Genomic DNA, 15,624 nt, shown 5'->3' on the forward strand with positions numbered 1-15,624 from the left:
CGACTTAAACCCAATTGAGCATTGGTGGCATAAAATCAAGACGGCTATTAGAAAAGAGCTACCAATATATGATTTTAACGTTCATCAAGCTGCTGATGCTGCTTTTCAGAACTTGTAACTATACCAGCGCGTAGCGCTATAACTGAATATTTATGTAGGGTAGTATCCACCAATAGGTTTGACCCGATTTTGGGTGAACAAAACCATAAAGCCACAACCATTGAAAACGCCAATTTACCTTCGCTGTTGGTACTGTCCACTCATCCACCCAAGTACGTCTAATTACTGGTTTGAGTCCCGCTCTCCACCACAAAACTTATTCAGCAGACCCTATATAGCAGTTCTCAATGAATTGCATCAAAAGCATTTAGCTTCTAACACCATTGTCTCAAACCGTATAGCTTCATCATTGAGATGAAACTCAATTCCTTGAAAAACCTCATCATCACTTTTTCCAATTGGATAGCGAGTCACCTCGATAAAACCTAATTTTTCCATAGCACATTGGAGGGTGGGTTGGTCGTAAATAAATTGATGTCCAAAGTTGCGGAACATATTGTTTAGAGCAAAGCACTCATTGTAGACTTCTATGTCTGGAAGCCAAGTATCAATCACTGATATGATGTATCTTTTTTGATCTTCAGTTTTTTCTGCTCTGTATAGACTAGCTAGGATACTTAGGTCAGGTGTAGCAATCCGAATTTTGCCACCAGGTTTTAAGATTCGGTAACATTCGCGAAGCATAAACAAGCCATCCTGATAAGTTATATGCTCTATCATGTGTTCACTAAATATATAGTCAAAAGTTTCATCTTTAAAAGGAAAGGGTTTGGTTGCATCAAGGAAAAGAACCCCCGGCGCTTGAAAGGGATATAAATCAGTGTTTAACCAGCCAGCCATAGGATGGGAACCCCCACCCAATTGGAGTTTTCGCACCTCAAATTTGTTAAGATATGACTTTATTTTTTGAGAGCGAACAAATAACCATTTAGCCTTACGACTTGCTCGATAAAATCGATACAAAGGAATCAAAAAATAAAAAATATAATAAGATAAATTGTACAAAATAATATTACCTCTGTCAAACACCTTACTATGAAAAAATTGTTTTAGGAATAAACTAGAGTCTTCAATGCACGCTTGAAGCGATGAGCAACTGCTTGTATATGCTTATTCTTTTTGCCCTGTAATTTACTCCACTGCTTAACCTGTTCATCCCACTCAGTTCTTTCAGCTTGAGCAAGAAAATCATAGAAAATTTGATTGATAGGTCGAGGTACATCCATTTTAGTCCCTGCCCAGTGAATTAAATAGGGTTTGCGCTGTTGCTCTATCCAGTAGTGAATATATTCAGCGGGGTAGTCACCAGCCCAAGTTGATTCCATAGACAAAGGAGGAAGAGTAAGATTTGTAATCTCCACTCCAGACTCAAATACTAGCAAGTTAAGTCCTGGTTGCTCATGAAATTTAAACTGAATGCAGGTATCTATAAAATCCGGTCGCATCGCTACTGACTTCAGTTTCTCAATTTCAAAAAGGGGGCAATCACAGGCAAACTGCCCCGTATTAAAGACACTTTTCTGCCAGGTAGTAGTCTTTTGCGACATTATGCGCTTTGACTGTTCGGTATAGGTGTGGTTTGAATTATGCCAATGTCCGCATGAGGTAATAAAACCAAAATGAGGTTCCAATACTTTTTCAGGATTCTTCAAGAAGCAGACATCGGCATCGACAAACTGATAATTTCCTACCGTCAGACATTGGTATTTCCGCATGGTTGGGTGAGTTCGCTCAGCATTTAACCAGTTCGTAATCTCAGGAATTTCCCACCAGGTAGAGCCTTCTGGGAGTTCAAAGAGATTATCATCGTAGGGAATGACCAAAATTGGCAATTGGCAACCAGTAGCTCTTAAGGAGCGCTCCATTGCCAGAAAGCGCAGTCGCACCTTCTGATTTGCCATTGAAATAATCTTATCAATTTTCATAGATTTTAGTCAATTATTACTTCATGCATAGAGAAAATCAACTATTTTATAACATAAGTTCTGCATAACACTCTCTAAAATTTTTCCAAGCTTGGGGACTAATAAAAAGATAATCTCCGAAATGCTCTTGCTTAATTTTTATAATTGGGACAATTCTTTCTTGAGATGAATCAAGCAAAAAACAACTATATCCAAATTTGCAAAGTAGTTTTTGTGCCTCTCTGTGTGCGTACATTTCTAGAATAATAAAGTCTACTGAGTTGCTTTCTAATAGCGCTATCATTCCTTGTAAAACCTGAAGCTCAACTCGCTCTACATCAATCTTTATAAGCTTGCACTGACTAAATCTCGCTTCTCTTAAATAATCAGATATCGATATGGTCGTAACCCGAGTAGTTTTATCATTATTTAAGAAAAGCCCATGATTAACCAGAGAAGAAGTTCCTGAATTATTAGGATTATCAGAAAGATAAAATTTCAATTTTTCTCCACTAATATTCCAAGCTGCTCTATTCTCAACAGAGACAAATTGCTCCCAATTATTCAGTTTTATTGAATTACTAATCATCTGAAAATAGTTAGACTGGGGTTCAAAAGCAACTACTTTACCCCTAGTTCCTACTTTGGATGCCATCAAAAAAGTGTAGTGACCCATATTTGCACCAACATCCATACAAATATCACCTTCATCAACTAAATTTGAGACTAGCCATAGCGTTGACGTATCTTGAAAAAAATAAGCTCTAATACCCAAAGGTTCTGCAATATTGACATACATTTTGTAACCAGGAAGTTGAGCAAGTCTGATTTCTGGCTTGTTCAAAGCGTAAACACAGCCGAATGCTACACCGCCTAGTCTCAGAGTTTTCCTCAAAAGTGGTTTTGAACAAAGGTGGCAGAAAAGTTTTTCCAATACTGGGTTTTTTAGAAGAATTAAGGCTAAAAATTTAGCCATTATTATTTTTATTTTCATGATTAAATTATTAATTTACTTTATTGTTTTATTGGCTAGATATTTAAAAACCTAGTCACTGCTTTACCTGAATTAAAAATTAGTTTATTGCCTATTTTTTTTATGTGCTGTTTCATTGCTAAACGCCTAAAATAGAATGTTTTATAATCTTGCTTGTTTATTTTTGATAATTTTTTGTTGAATAAAATACTGTATAAACAGTAATCTGATAATTCTTTTTCAATAAAAAAAATATTTTTTTTAGCTTTTAAAAAAACCCCAGGAGATTGATAATCTTTTTCTATTAATATAGATTCAAAATCGGAAAAAATGTATTTCATGTCTTCAAATTCATATCTCCAAAAATCATGAGGAAATCCATGACAAGGATGACCATAAGATCGAGTTGTTATTAAAATAATTCCATTAGGCTTGCAAATATTTTTAATATTACTGATTGATCGCTTCCAATTTCTGGAGTGTTCCAACATCTCTAAAGAAAGTACAACATCAAAGCTTTCCTTACCAAATTTATCAACTAAATCGTCAGCATTACAAACTACGTCAACACTAGATCCGTTCAAGATATCCACACCAATATACTCAGCTGGCTCCCATGATTCAATTAACGGACGAATGCTACCATTGAAGTCGTATGAACCAACATCAATAATCCTTTTACCTCTAATTTCAGCTTTATCTAAGTTTCTAGCCACAAATAAAATTGCACTAATTCCAGGCATAAATAATTCCTCTATACAAAACAAATAGAAATAAACCTTGATATTTTAGTATGTTTAATTGCTCCAACTCACCTCTAAAAACTACAAATAAGAACTATAAATTTGAAAATCTATTTCTATGAATCCTCGAAGACGATTAGGATATAAAAAAGAGTGTTCTAATTCTTCTTTGTCTACAACAGTTAAAACTGATAGATCTAAAAAATTATTCATCAGCTTTCCACAACTGAGGAAAAGTCCTACATTATAATCACCTGCTACCAAAGGAATAGATTTTGCAGTTACAACGATTGTGTAAGTTGTAGCACCGTCTAGCTTATGAGTAAGATTATTGGTTTTAAGATTAAGGAGAGCAACACGTATACCCATTGCCGAATGAATTAATAGTGCCACTTCGTTAAGTTGAGTTGCTTCAGATGACCAAAACTCTAGGGCAAACTCTACAGGTTCTCCACTCACAACAGGGTTTGGGGATATTGCTAGTCTCTGAAGTTGTAGATTCTCCCCTAGCTGAGTCGGATTATAATAAGTAATTTCGCTCTGCTCCTGGAAAGAATTGAGATATAGTTCAATTTGATCTGATACAGCTCCTATACCAAAAAGTTGACCAGATTTCAGATGCATAGCGCTTGTACACAAAGCCTCAACGGCATTCATATTATGACTCACAAATAACACAGTCCGCCCTTCTTGTCCCACATCTTCCATCTTGCCCAAACACTTTTTTTGAAACTGTGCATCTCCCACTGCTAGCACTTCATCGACAACTAAAATGTCTGGTTCTAAATGAGCTGCTACGGCGAACGCCAGCCGTACATACATTCCCGAAGAATACCGCTTTACTGGCGTGTCTAAAAATTTTTCTACCTCCGCAAACGCCACAATCTCATCAAATTTATGCCTAGTCTCTGCCTTACTCATCCCCAGAATCGCACTATTTAAAAATATATTCTCCCGTCCTGTCAACTCCGGGTGAAACCCCGTCCCCACTTCCAACAAACTTGCTACTCGCCCTTTTATCCGAATCTTTCCGGTTGTTGGTTCCGTAATTCGGCTTAAAATCTTTAAGAGTGTTGATTTTCCTGCACCGTTACGCCCAATAATCCCAATCCTATCACCCTGCTTAACCTCAAATGACACATCCTTGAGCGCCCAAAACTCCTCATAAGCTGGGTTAGCACTCTGTTTCCCCCAAGGCTTCAGCAACCGTTGTCCGAGAGACTTCGCCCCATTAGCAATCACATCCCGCAGCGCTGTGTAACGTTCCTGCTGCTGATGACCAATGATATATTTCTTACCGAGATTCTCGACCTGAATCACCGCGTCAGACATTACCCATTACCTAGTTCGCTTATCCACTGAAAATACCTATATTACATCCGCAAACGTCCGTTCTACCTTACGAAAATACCACACCCCGCTTGCCAATACTCCAAACACCAATCCCAATGAAAGTAGAAATCCTGGCAGGTAAATTTTAGCTTCCCCACCTAAAATTGCCCAACGAAACCCATCGATTACCCCAACCATCGGGTTGAGCGAATAAACTAACCGCCACTCTTGAGGCACAATTGTGCTACTAAATCCCACGGGGGAAATATACAAACCAAACTGGACGATAAACGGGACAATATACCGAAAATCCCGATACTTTACATTAAGTGCCGCTAGCCATAACCCTGCCCCCATTGATGCTGCAAACGCAATTATAATAAAAAATGGTAGTGTCAAAATTCGCCAACTGGGTAGGAAATCATACCACGCCATTAAGCCTAGCAAAATTATCCCTGATATCATAAAGTCTACAAAACTGACAATCACGGCACTGGCTGGCACAATCAAGCGGGGAAAGTAGACCTTGGCGATTAAATTGGCATTGCTAATCAAACTATTGCTGCACCCGGAAAGAGCATTGGAAAAGAACTGCCAAGGTAACATCGCCGCAAATACCAAAATCGGATAGGGAACGCCTTCAGAGGGTAATTTTGCTAGTTTACCAAAAACTATGGTAAATACCACCATGGTTAAAAAGGGTCGAATTAACGCCCAGGCTATGCCAATGATGGTTTGCTTGTATCTTACCAGGATATCTCGCCATGCTAGAAAGTAGAACAGTTCCCGGTAACGCCACAAGTCTTTCCAATATTGTTGTTCGGTGCGACCTGCCTCAATTATCAGTTCTTGCGTCATTGGTCATTTGTTATGTGTCCTTGGGTAGGTTGGCTTCAATCTTTTGATTCTAATGATATTTTGTACAAATGCCAATAACCTTAAAGTCCAATTGGAGTGGGCATTGACGGATTTTATGAGCGCACCTTGGTCATTGGTGTCAACTTAAGGTGAAAACCAATACTGGCAAGCTTTTCACCCTCATCCCCTAACCCCTTCTCCCTTCAAGGATACTGCTGGTCATTAACTGAGGGGTCTGACCCCTCCCCAAACCCCTCCCCGACGCGGGGAGGGGCTTTGATGCTCCCCCTTCCCTCGCAGGGAAGGGGGCTGGGGGGTTAGGTTTTTCCAATTCGCCAGCAGTATCTTCAAGGGAGAAGGGGAACCATCACATAAAGATGCTTCTGGCATTACGGAAAGGAACACTGTGGCTTAAGTTGACACGGATGGCAAGCGGGTCACCCTACAGGAGAATCAAGGGTTGATAGGCTCTTGTAGCCAGCGCCCCTACAATCCCAGATTATACAGATACCCTCAGTCCAGCTTCAACGCATTGACTGGCACCTCATCCCAGGAACTGACGGTTCTCAGACGCGCTACCCAACCTGCTGATTTTTGCTCTTCTGTCAAGTTCTGCTGGAAGGATTCATGGCAATCTTTGGCTTGAGCCTCGTCACGACAAGCGATGCACGAATAAATCAGACCTCCGGGATCAACCTGTTCATTCACCCAAATCATGATGTTCTCCTCATTCCCTAAAACAGTTAATCACAATCTTAAGTAGATCTACTTATTTTTGTAAAAGACTGGGATCACTGACGGCAAGAGGAAAAACACGGTTTTTGATATTTCATTAGCTTTGGCGACATAAGTTGTAAACCAATTTAAAGATTATATAAGCTTTGTGTCGCTAATTGGGGAAGCGCATCACCTGTGACTCGGCAAATGCGCCAGTCGGGTAGCACTTTAGCACCGAGGCGCTGATAAAACACGATCGCAGGTTCATTCCAGTCCAAGACAGACCACTCTAAGCGTCCACAATCCCGTTCTAGCGCTAGTTGAGCCATATAGGTTAGTAACGCCTTCCCGATACCCTGACGCCGAAATTCCGGGCGCACAAATAAATCTTCGATGTAAATGCCCGGTTTGGTTAAAAAGGTGGAATAGTTAGAGAAAAACAGGGCAAAGCCTACCGTTTGCCCCTCATACTCTGCCAGAATTGCCTCAATATAAGGTTTAGCCCCAAACAAGTGGTCTTGGAGAGCGTCCACCGTCCCTGTGACTAGGTGAGACAGCTTCTCATACTCAGCCAGTGCTTGAATGAGTTCAAACAGCACTGGCACATCTGTTGGGGTAGCGGGTCGTATCTTCAACTTATTCATGATTGGTAGTTGGCACGAAGCGTGCCATTAGCGCTGAAGCGCTTACTACAAAACAAATCCTAACTTAACCACCCTTGTAGGCGGCGAGCAACTTGAGGACGGCGCAGCTTCCGCATGGCTTTACTCTGAATCTGACGTACCCGTTCGCGGGAAAGGTTGAACATGCTGCCCACTTCTTCTAAGGTGTAGGATTCAGGCGTCGCCAACCCATAGCGTAGAGAAATGACATCCTTTTCCCGTTCGGTGAGAACATCACTCAAGACATCGGAAATCTCTTGACGCATCATCGATTCGCTCATTTGCTGTTCGGGCAAATGTAAATCGTTGTCTTCTAGCAAATCTACGAGTTCTGTATCTTCGCCTTTACCCACCCGATGGTTGAGAGAGAGCGATCGCCGACGTAATTGTAACAACTGACGCAAGCTAGTGCGGCTAATGTCTAAAGCTTCTGCGAGTTCGGTTTCGTCGGGAGTCCGTTGCAGTTTCTGCTTGAGTTCCCGTTGCACTTTTTTCAGCTTATTCAGCTTTTCGACAATGTGAATTGGTAAGCGAATGGTACGGGCGTCGTTGGCGATGGTACGGGTAATCGCCTGACGAATCCACCAATAGGCATAAGTAGAGAATTTGTAACCTTTGGCGGGATCGAACTTCTCCGCCGCCCGATTGAGTCCTAATGCGCCTTCTTGAATCAAATCCAGGAAAGGAACTCCCCGGTTAAGATAACGCTTGGCGATGGAAACGACTAAGCGTAAGTTGGAACGAATCATTTTACGCTTAGATATCTGTCCTCGGTAGAGGCGATTTTCAAATTGACGTTCGGTCAGATCTAAAGCTTGAGCCAGTTCAGCGTTCGTCGGTTTGCGTCCCAACTCTTGGTGCAAGCGTTCAGTCGTCTCGTTCATTTCGACCAGGAATTGAACCTGAGTGGCTAACTCAATCTCTTCTTCTGGCTTCAGCAAGGGGTAACGCGCCATCTCCTTGAAGAACGCTCCTACTGTATCATCAGAGCTAGTTTTATGGTAGCCAGATTGCCGGGTTTTTCCTGCACGAGTCTCTGTTTCGGAAAATTCGACTTCGACCTGCTTTTGGTCATTATCTGAGATTTGCTCACTCTGAGGGTGAGAAAAATCCGTATCTTCTGTAAACTGACGAGTAGCAGTTGGGTTCAATTGTGCGATAGTCATAGTTAGGTTTGAAGTAGGAGTGTTATGAAAGCTTGTGATTGGGTTTTTAGGCAATCGGTCAGTTAGACAGATTGAGCAGATGGACTGAATATAAATGGGTACTGTCAATGAAAATTTTTCAACACTGGCTGTAGCTACGGGCTGTACAGCTCAACAAACATCAGAGATGATTGGAAAGAGAGTCGCCATTCAAGGCGCACCCCCATCTCGATACCTTCTCTATGTTTAGGATTAGAAAATACTGATTCTAAGGCTACCAGAAGCAATTTGGCTAGTTGTTGCCCTGATTACAAAATATTGAACAGCATAGATGTATGGATTATAGCGGCAAACTCAATGGGCTATATACAGAATCTCATACAGGTCGGTGTTTTCCTCTCTACCGATCGGGTGAAAATAAGCTGAAGGGGATGGGGATGGGGAAGCAGGGGGAGCCATGTAGAGACGTAGCATGCTACGTCTGGGAGCAGGGGGAGCAGGGGGAGCAGGGGGAGCTGGGGAAGTTGACTCAAAATTATACCTTACCTGTTCACACCGAGCGAAGTCGAGGTGTTCCCTGTTCCCTGTTCCCTGAAAAATGACCAATCAAATTAGGAGATAATGTTCGTGACCAAACCAACTCTCGTCGAGAATCCCGGAATTCCTGCTGAATCAGCAGAAGGTGTATCGACTGCATACAATCCCAAGGATTTCGATACTAACGTGATGGGAACTTATAATCGTTTCCCCATCGCCCTAGAACGGGGTACGGGTTGTCGAGTTTGGGATACAGCCGGACGTGATTATCTCGATTTTGTGGCTGGGATCGCTACCTGTACCTTGGGTCACGCTCATCCGGCTCTGATCGAAACGGTGACGCAGCAAATCAAAACCCTGCACCATGTTTCTAATCTGTACTATATTCCCCCTCAAGGAGAATTAGCTCAGTGGATGATTGAGCATTCCTGTGCCGATCGCGTCTTTTTCTGTAACTCGGGTGCGGAGGCGAATGAAGGGGCAATTAAATTGGCTCGGAAATACGCCCACACGGTTCTAGACATTGAGAAACCTGTAATTTTGACGGCGAACGCCAGTTTCCACGGACGCACGTTAGCGACGATTACAGCTACGGGTCAGCCCAAGTATCAAAAGAATTTTGATCCCTTGGTGCCAGGATTTTATTATGTGCCGTATAACGATATCGGTGCCATGGAAGATGCGATCGGAGAATTGGATGAAGGGGATCAACGAGTAGCCGCAGTGATGCTGGAACCCCTGCAAGGAGAAGGGGGTGTGCGTCCGGGCGAGTTGGAGTACTTCCTGCGCTTGCGGAAAATCTGTGACGAGACGGGTATCTTGCTGATTTTAGACGAAGTGCAAGTGGGGATGGGTCGCACAGGTAAGTATTGGGGATATGAGAATTTAGGGATTGAGCCCGATATTTTTACCAGCGCTAAGGGATTAGCGGGCGGTGTTCCGATTGGGGCGATGCTGTGTAAGCAATTCTGTGATGTGTTTCAACCTGGGGATCACGCCAGTACCTTTGGCGGGAATCCTTTGGCTTGTGCTACCGCCTTAACCGTCGCTCAGACGTTGGAACAGGAAGGTATTTTGCAAAACGTTCAGGAAAGGGGTGAACAGTTGCGGACTCGTTTAAGAGCGATCGCGATGAACTATCCCCAGCTCATTAATGAAGTGCGCGGTTGGGGACTGATTAATGGGATGGAGTTAAAGGCGGATGTGGAACTTACGGCGGTGGATGTGGTGAAAGCGGCGATGGAGCAAGGATTGCTGCTAGTACCCGCAGGTCCAAAAGTGGTGCGCTTTGTCCCGCCCTTGATTGTCTCGGCTGAAGAGGTGGACACCGCCGCTAAAATTGTTGAACAATCTATAGCCAAGCTCGCTGATGCGATCGGTAAATAAGGAGATTCGTCATTCGTCATAGGTAGGTGGACACAATTAAAGTTAACGGTGGAGAACTCGCGGAGCGCCAAGCAAGCTACGTCATTTGTCATTTGTTATTTGTGATAATTGAACGGTTAGGTCGGGGCGGGTTTAGTTATATCAGGGTGAAAACGAAACGTTAGTGGTAAAACCCGCCCCTACACACTCTTCCCCATATTCCCCATCTCCCCCTGCTCCCCCCATTAGCCCATGAAAAAAATCTGGTCATCGATAAAACCTTACATTCGCTGGCTCATTCTGGGCGGGACGCTATTTTTTATCGCTAAAGCTTTTAAAGATCATTGGCGAGACGTTGCGGGAATTCGCATTGATCCCCAGGGCTGGACAATGCTGGCGATCGCAGTCTTGGTCACGCTTCTGGCACATATTTGGTCGGGTTGGGTTTGGACGTGGATTCTCAAGGCATTTAAACAACCTATCGGACAGCGTCAGGCGCTGCAAGTTTATCTGAAAACAAATGTTGCTAAATATTTACCCGGCAATGTATGGCATTTCTACGGTCGAATTTCCGCTGTCATGGGCGCAGGAGGTTCCGTGGGGGCTGCTAGTATCAGCGTGTTGCTCGAACCCCTGTTAATGGCAGCTTCTGCGTTAGCGATTGCCTTAATTAGTGGTGGATTGGGTTGGGTGAATATGGCGTCTGATAGCCGAATATGGGGTTTAAAATTTGTCGGTTTAGCCGTGGTGTTGCTGGGAGTTCATCCGCGAGTTCTTAATCCTATTGTTCAACGCTTAAGCCGATTTAAGAAAATTCAAGATACGCAAGAGTTTCCGATTAAACACTATCCCTTATTGCCGTTGTTGGGTGAAATCGGTTTTTTGGGATTTCGGGGAACCGGATTCTTATTTACCTTACTGGCGGTAGGATCAATTACTCCGAGTCAGATCCCGTCGTTACTGAGTGCGTTTAGTTTCGCCTGGTTACTGGGATTAGTCATACCTGGGGCACCTGGCGGTTTAGGGGTATTTGAAGCCACTGCGATCGCGCTTTTAAATCAGCAGTTGCCCACAAGTCTCATCCTGACAGGAGTTGCCTTATTTCGCCTAGTTAGTATTCTGGCAGAAATCAGCGCCGCTGGACTGGCAATTTTAAGTGAACGTATGGAAAAGACTTCTAAAAGATAAATAATCCAGAAGAAGGCGAATCAACGGTAAGGGCGGGTTCAATCGTTCCCGACACCCGACACCCCATACCCCACACCCTACACGTCCTTCATCCCTCCTACGACCTCCCGCACTCGATAAATGGGTCTCCCTTGGGACTCGTGATAGGTTCGCATTAAAACTTCTGCCAATAGACCAACGCTGAATAACTGGACACCTGCTAATAACAGCACAACGGCTAAAATTAGCAATGGTCGGTCACCAATCTGCTGATCAAACCCTAATTTTAGGATAGTTAAATATAGCCCCAAAAGCAATCCTACGCCGAAGGAAAGCAAGCCGAATAGCCCAAAGACATGCATGGGGCGAGTGAGGAATTTTTTCATAAAAAATACGGTCAATAAATCCATCACCACACGAAACGTTCGCCCCAATCCATACTTACTTGTACCATAACGACGGGCATGATGTCGCACGGGAATTTCGCTAATTCTGGCTCCCTCAATGTAAGCTAACGCTGGCAAGAATCGATGTAACTCGCCATAGAGATTCATATCCGCCACCAGTTCAGAACGATAGGCTTTAAGGGAACACCCATAGTCATGTAATTTAACGCCAGTTACCTTTCCAATAAGTAAATTGGCAATTTTAGAGGGGAGGAGTCGAGTTAAAGCCGCATCTTGTCTTTCTTTGCGCCAACCACTGACTAAATCATATCCTTCTTCCATCTTGGCGAGTAAGGCGGGAATATCAGCCGGATCATTTTGTAAGTCGCCATCTATCATCACAATAACGCGACCTTGAGCATGTTTAAATCCGGCTGACATGGCGGCGGTTTGACCGTAATTTCGGCGGAGAATCACCGCTTTTAAGTCCGGGCGGCTGCGTGCTAACTCCAGGAGGAGTTCTGTGGAACCATCTTGGGAACCATCATCGACACAGACAATTTCGTAGGAAAGCTGATTGGCTTTTAAACTCGTTGCTACGGCGTCAATTAGGTGGGGTATACTAGCGACTTCATTGTAAATGGGTACAACTACCGATAACGCCAGTGGATTTGATGGAGCGATGGGTGATTGATAGTCCTTAAATGATAATGAATCTGTCATAGTTAATGCTCAATGCTGAGTTTGACCCCGAGTCAATATTATCAACAAATTAAATTATTTAGCTTTCTGTTAAAAGTTTAGGACTTATTCCCAATCACGTCGATCACTATCCTCAGAAGATAAAAAATAAATATAGCAATCTGAATTTTTCAGTTTTTGCCAACCTTGAAGAGACCTATAGTCTAAGGGCGAATTAACTCCCGGTTCCTCGACCAAAACTCTCGCTCCTGCTTCTTCTAAAGTCTTATAGACTTGAGAGCGAGTAGAATCATCGGATTGCCAAAATTGTTGCAGGCTAGGAATCTCAGCGATAATTTTCACTTGGGCTAATCTTGCCCAATAGTAAGCATGACCGACTCCATATCTTCCCAAAATCGCAACTTTTTCTTCCGGATTAAGTCCTATCTGATTCAAGTCGTTAGCAATTTTCCAATGAATAGGTTCTCCAGCATTTTGGCTTATTGTCGTAAATTGACTGCCAGCGAAAAATAATAGACCCACTGTCATGCCAACTATTAATCGTTTTGATTCTGGAGAATTAGGCAGGCGTATACTGGCAAAAAAACCAGCAAACAGAAGGACAACAAATGCCGCAATTAGCCTGGGTCTAACATGAACCAGTAAAAGGCTTCCTAATCCAGCACAAGCGGGAATCAGGAACCGCCAATTTCCGATCAACGCTTTGATTGAAGTTTCAAATTTACCGCTAACAGAAACAAAAGTCAAGTAGCTAAACATTAAAACGCCGAAAAATATACGGTAATATTCAAAGGCATGACTCCATATTTCTCCGATCTGTTTTTGTAGATTAAATTGAGGCTTCAAACCAGCATTCCAGTAGGATGGGTTGTGCCAAGGCGGATAGGTGCCACCGATAGGAGTAGCAAATTCATAAACGATAGGATTATCGAAGATTGTTCTAATGGGATGCTTTGGGATACCACTACCTGGAGGTTTACCTTGCCAGTGATGATTTGAAATTCCTCCTGGGCTAATATTCCAGGCATAGTTAAATTTGCCTGCTGTGCCAAAGGTAAGATAGCCGTTGGCTTGAGAAATTGCAGCAATAAAAGGAGTGGATATCAGGGCAAACACTAAAAATGCGACTGAAATTCGGGGCAAAGAGCGGCGGATATTTCCAACTGAAAAGAAACAAGTACCAAGGAATATAAACGCCATGGGAAACATGATAGCTTTAGATAAATATCCTAGTCCTAAGACTACTCCTAAACCGATAAAGTTGAGCCAATGATCTGACCGGGTGTACACCCGCAATACTAGCCATGCAGCTAAGTAAACTAGTGTTGCCACACACATATCTGGGGTGTCATTATCAATACCTATCCACTTTAATGCTGACCAAAGAAATAAAATGTAACCAGATACATACCAGATCCAGTCGGGAATAATTAAAGTTTGTTTTTGGGTGTTATTAGATAGCTTTATGTTATAGTAATTGATAAATTCACTTAAGAGTAACTCAAAGGCAACTAAGCTCAATAAATAAATTGTAAAATTGACGAGTTTTACCACAAAAAACTGCCAATAACTAGAAGGGTTGAGTACAGAAACGCTTAACCCCAATAACAATGAGTACAGAGGACTAAAATAACCGTTGACAGCTTGCTGCCAATCTCCTTGAAAGTATGCCTCACCAATATCTAAATACGAAATAGCATCTCCAGTCGATAAGCTATAACGATTCGACCACGCTTGTAGCAAGCCTAATATAATAGCTATTAACCAAAAAATAGCTTTGATCAGGAATAACTTTTTTTTAATTAACTTAAGCATAGTTTAAGAATTGCTTTAATACTTATTGTATTAATTGTTGTTTATCCAACTACTTATTTTATTTGATTTTTAATGGATTCCACAAACTGAATTTCCTCAGAATTTTCTTCTGCCCATAATTCCCGATCCGCATTAATTTTATCCAAGTGAGACTCTATGGTTTGAGGTGTAAGCCAAACCCCAAAATCATTAGGTACAGTATTTTCGTTATGTGAGAAAATACGGTTAAGGACTAAATTCCCCACTTTTTCAGTGTAGTGAGAGTTATCGACATAGTTTTGCATCGTATCATGAATGGGTTCTGTCGTAATACTGTTGTACCCAGAAAAATCCCAAACCGGAACAATGTTTACAATATCTCGCTTCCATTGTTCAAAGGTTTGCCAACGTCCAGTGGCACGAATGGCTTCCCATTGGGTAGCGTGGGAGGGTGAAATAAAAACTTTTAAGTCTATATCATGTTTTTGGCACAGTTCTACAATTTTTTTGAAATCGGAGAAGTAGTCATCAGAAAATTTATAATCTGAATGGAGTTCAAAGTAAAGTTTTATTCCGCCATTAAATCTCCATTCTGTAGCATCAGGTTCGATATTGCCACTAGGCATAAAGCCATTTTCCCCATAATCATTATTGTCGTTGGCATTGTCCAAACTTGCCTGTACTGTTTCTTGACTAGCTGACAGCGCATCTAATGAAAAGGTAGAATTTAGAAAATCTTGCAGAGCAATGTGTTTTTTCTCTAGTCTATTGTTAGAAAAAGTAGGTTGATTCATGAGAGAAGCATTAAACATAAAAAAGTCTACTCCCAATACCACCGTTTTTAGATTGGGCTGATTCGCGATCGCATGTTCTAAGTAACGCCTCACTTCATAGGTATTTGGTCCGTTAATGGCTAAATTATAAGCAGGTTGTTTATTTGTTAACGCATTATAGCTAGGATTTAATCCTTGTTTTGTTCGGGATGAACCAATAAAAACGGTGACAGGTTTAATCCGGATAATATCTGTTGCTTTGAACAGTCTGTCGTTTTTATCTTTGTTAGGTTTAGACGTGTTAAACCCCAATATATCGGGCGTATTGAAGATATCATAAGGATCAATCAGACTATTGAATAGTCCTACAGAAATTAACGGCGTTAACGCAGCGATAAGAAAGATTGAATTAAACCAACGATAGGGTTTTCTTGATATTTTTTTTCTGTTAGATTTAGACAATTTTTTAGACGATTTATAGGTAGATTTAGTAGATAGTTTCATGC

Annotated in this window: 14 protein-coding genes and 1 pseudogene; 2 read left to right on the forward strand and 13 right to left on the reverse strand. The window is 42.1% G+C overall.

All coding sequences use genetic code 11. From position 1 onward, the window contains the following. Positions 1-139: 139 nt before the first annotated feature. The 10 genes and pseudogenes from RIB93_RS31070 to RIB93_RS31115 all read right to left on the reverse strand — a co-directional run. Positions 140-304 (reverse strand): annotated as a pseudogene (locus tag RIB93_RS31070) (IS630 family transposase); the annotation flags it as partial. Between the two features lie 53 nt (positions 305-357). Next, complete coding sequence (locus RIB93_RS31075) at positions 358-900, reverse strand: class I SAM-dependent methyltransferase (protein ID WP_446378922.1); 543 nt, start codon at positions 898-900, stop codon at positions 358-360. A 209-nt stretch (positions 901-1,109) separates the two neighbouring features. Then, positions 1,110-1,985: a hypothetical protein gene (locus tag RIB93_RS31080; protein ID WP_446378924.1), complete on the reverse strand. Its 876-nt coding sequence runs from the start codon at positions 1,983-1,985 to the stop codon at positions 1,110-1,112. A 46-nt stretch (positions 1,986-2,031) separates the two neighbouring features. Then, positions 2,032-2,958, reverse strand: a complete 927-nt coding sequence (locus RIB93_RS31085) for an FkbM family methyltransferase (protein WP_446378926.1) — start codon at positions 2,956-2,958, stop codon at positions 2,032-2,034. A 35-nt stretch (positions 2,959-2,993) separates the two neighbouring features. Beyond that, a complete protein-coding gene (locus tag RIB93_RS31090; protein WP_446378928.1) occupies positions 2,994-3,680 on the reverse strand; it encodes a class I SAM-dependent methyltransferase in 687 nt (228 codons plus the stop codon). Between the two features lie 81 nt (positions 3,681-3,761). Next, positions 3,762-5,012, reverse strand: coding sequence for an ABC transporter ATP-binding protein (locus RIB93_RS31095; protein WP_446378929.1), 1,251 nt, complete (start codon positions 5,010-5,012; stop codon positions 3,762-3,764). Between the two features lie 36 nt (positions 5,013-5,048). After that, a complete protein-coding gene (locus tag RIB93_RS31100; RefSeq protein WP_446378931.1) occupies positions 5,049-5,870 on the reverse strand; it encodes an ABC transporter permease in 822 nt (273 codons plus the stop codon). A 513-nt stretch (positions 5,871-6,383) separates the two neighbouring features. Further along, entirely contained in the window at positions 6,384-6,590 is a 207-nt protein-coding gene (locus tag RIB93_RS31105; RefSeq protein ID WP_044204127.1) for a hypothetical protein, read from the reverse strand. Between the two features lie 143 nt (positions 6,591-6,733). Beyond that, positions 6,734-7,231: an N-acetyltransferase family protein gene (locus tag RIB93_RS31110; RefSeq protein ID WP_446378933.1), complete on the reverse strand. Its 498-nt coding sequence runs from the start codon at positions 7,229-7,231 to the stop codon at positions 6,734-6,736. Positions 7,232-7,290: 59 nt separating this feature from the next. Further along, on the reverse strand, positions 7,291-8,415 hold the full coding sequence (locus RIB93_RS31115) for an RNA polymerase sigma factor, RpoD/SigA family (protein WP_446378935.1): 1,125 nt from the start codon (positions 8,413-8,415) through the stop codon (positions 7,291-7,293). Between the two features lie 600 nt (positions 8,416-9,015). Here RIB93_RS31115 and RIB93_RS31120 point away from each other — a divergent pair. Both RIB93_RS31120 and RIB93_RS31125 read left to right on the forward strand, forming a co-directional pair. Beyond that, positions 9,016-10,317: an acetylornithine/succinylornithine family transaminase gene (locus RIB93_RS31120; protein ID WP_446378937.1), complete on the forward strand. Its 1,302-nt coding sequence runs from the start codon at positions 9,016-9,018 to the stop codon at positions 10,315-10,317. Positions 10,318-10,548: 231 nt separating this feature from the next. Beyond that, the gene (locus RIB93_RS31125) at positions 10,549-11,484 is read left to right on the forward strand and encodes a lysylphosphatidylglycerol synthase transmembrane domain-containing protein (RefSeq protein WP_446378939.1); all 936 of its coding nucleotides are present in this window, start codon (positions 10,549-10,551) and stop codon (positions 11,482-11,484) included. Between the two features lie 77 nt (positions 11,485-11,561). Here the strand turns inward: RIB93_RS31125 and RIB93_RS31130 are convergent, their stop codons facing one another. The 3 genes from RIB93_RS31130 to RIB93_RS31140 form a co-directional block, all read right to left on the reverse strand. Then, entirely contained in the window at positions 11,562-12,572 is a 1,011-nt protein-coding gene (locus tag RIB93_RS31130) for a glycosyltransferase family 2 protein (protein ID WP_446378941.1), read from the reverse strand. Between the two features lie 84 nt (positions 12,573-12,656). Continuing rightward, positions 12,657-14,366: a glycosyltransferase family 39 protein gene (locus tag RIB93_RS31135; RefSeq protein WP_446378943.1), complete on the reverse strand. Its 1,710-nt coding sequence runs from the start codon at positions 14,364-14,366 to the stop codon at positions 12,657-12,659. Positions 14,367-14,419: 53 nt separating this feature from the next. Then, on the reverse strand, positions 14,420-15,622 hold the full coding sequence (locus RIB93_RS31140; RefSeq protein ID WP_446378945.1) for a hypothetical protein: 1,203 nt from the start codon (positions 15,620-15,622) through the stop codon (positions 14,420-14,422). Between the last annotated feature and the right edge of the window lie 2 nt (positions 15,623-15,624).

The sequence above is a fragment of the Coleofasciculus sp. D1-CHI-01 genome, from assembly GCF_040218875.1.
In the GTDB taxonomy this organism is placed as follows: Bacteria; Cyanobacteriota; Cyanobacteriia; order Cyanobacteriales; family Coleofasciculaceae; genus Coleofasciculus.

Excerpts from the sequence above, each read along its gene's own strand:
- RIB93_RS31075 (WP_446378922.1), bottom strand. The coding sequence starts at position 900 with ATGGCTGGCTGGTTAAACACTGATTTATATCCCTTTCAAGCGCCGGGG.
- RIB93_RS31080 (WP_446378924.1), bottom strand. The coding sequence starts at position 1,985 with ATGAAAATTGATAAGATTATTTCAATGGCAAATCAGAAGGTGCGACTG.
- RIB93_RS31085 (WP_446378926.1), bottom strand. The coding sequence starts at position 2,958 with ATGAAAATAAAAATAATAATGGCTAAATTTTTAGCCTTAATTCTTCTA.
- RIB93_RS31090 (WP_446378928.1), bottom strand. The coding sequence starts at position 3,680 with ATGCCTGGAATTAGTGCAATTTTATTTGTGGCTAGAAACTTAGATAAA.
- RIB93_RS31095 (WP_446378929.1), bottom strand. The coding sequence starts at position 5,012 with ATGTCTGACGCGGTGATTCAGGTCGAGAATCTCGGTAAGAAATATATC.
- RIB93_RS31100 (WP_446378931.1), bottom strand. The coding sequence starts at position 5,870 with ATGACGCAAGAACTGATAATTGAGGCAGGTCGCACCGAACAACAATAT.
- RIB93_RS31110 (WP_446378933.1), bottom strand. The coding sequence starts at position 7,231 with ATGAATAAGTTGAAGATACGACCCGCTACCCCAACAGATGTGCCAGTG.
- RIB93_RS31115 (WP_446378935.1), bottom strand. The coding sequence starts at position 8,415 with ATGACTATCGCACAATTGAACCCAACTGCTACTCGTCAGTTTACAGAA.
- RIB93_RS31120 (WP_446378937.1), top strand. The coding sequence starts at position 9,016 with ATGTTCGTGACCAAACCAACTCTCGTCGAGAATCCCGGAATTCCTGCT.
- RIB93_RS31125 (WP_446378939.1), top strand. The coding sequence starts at position 10,549 with ATGAAAAAAATCTGGTCATCGATAAAACCTTACATTCGCTGGCTCATT.
- RIB93_RS31130 (WP_446378941.1), bottom strand. The coding sequence starts at position 12,572 with ATGACAGATTCATTATCATTTAAGGACTATCAATCACCCATCGCTCCA.
- RIB93_RS31135 (WP_446378943.1), bottom strand. The coding sequence starts at position 14,366 with ATGCTTAAGTTAATTAAAAAAAAGTTATTCCTGATCAAAGCTATTTTT.
- RIB93_RS31140 (WP_446378945.1), bottom strand. The coding sequence starts at position 15,622 with ATGAAACTATCTACTAAATCTACCTATAAATCGTCTAAAAAATTGTCT.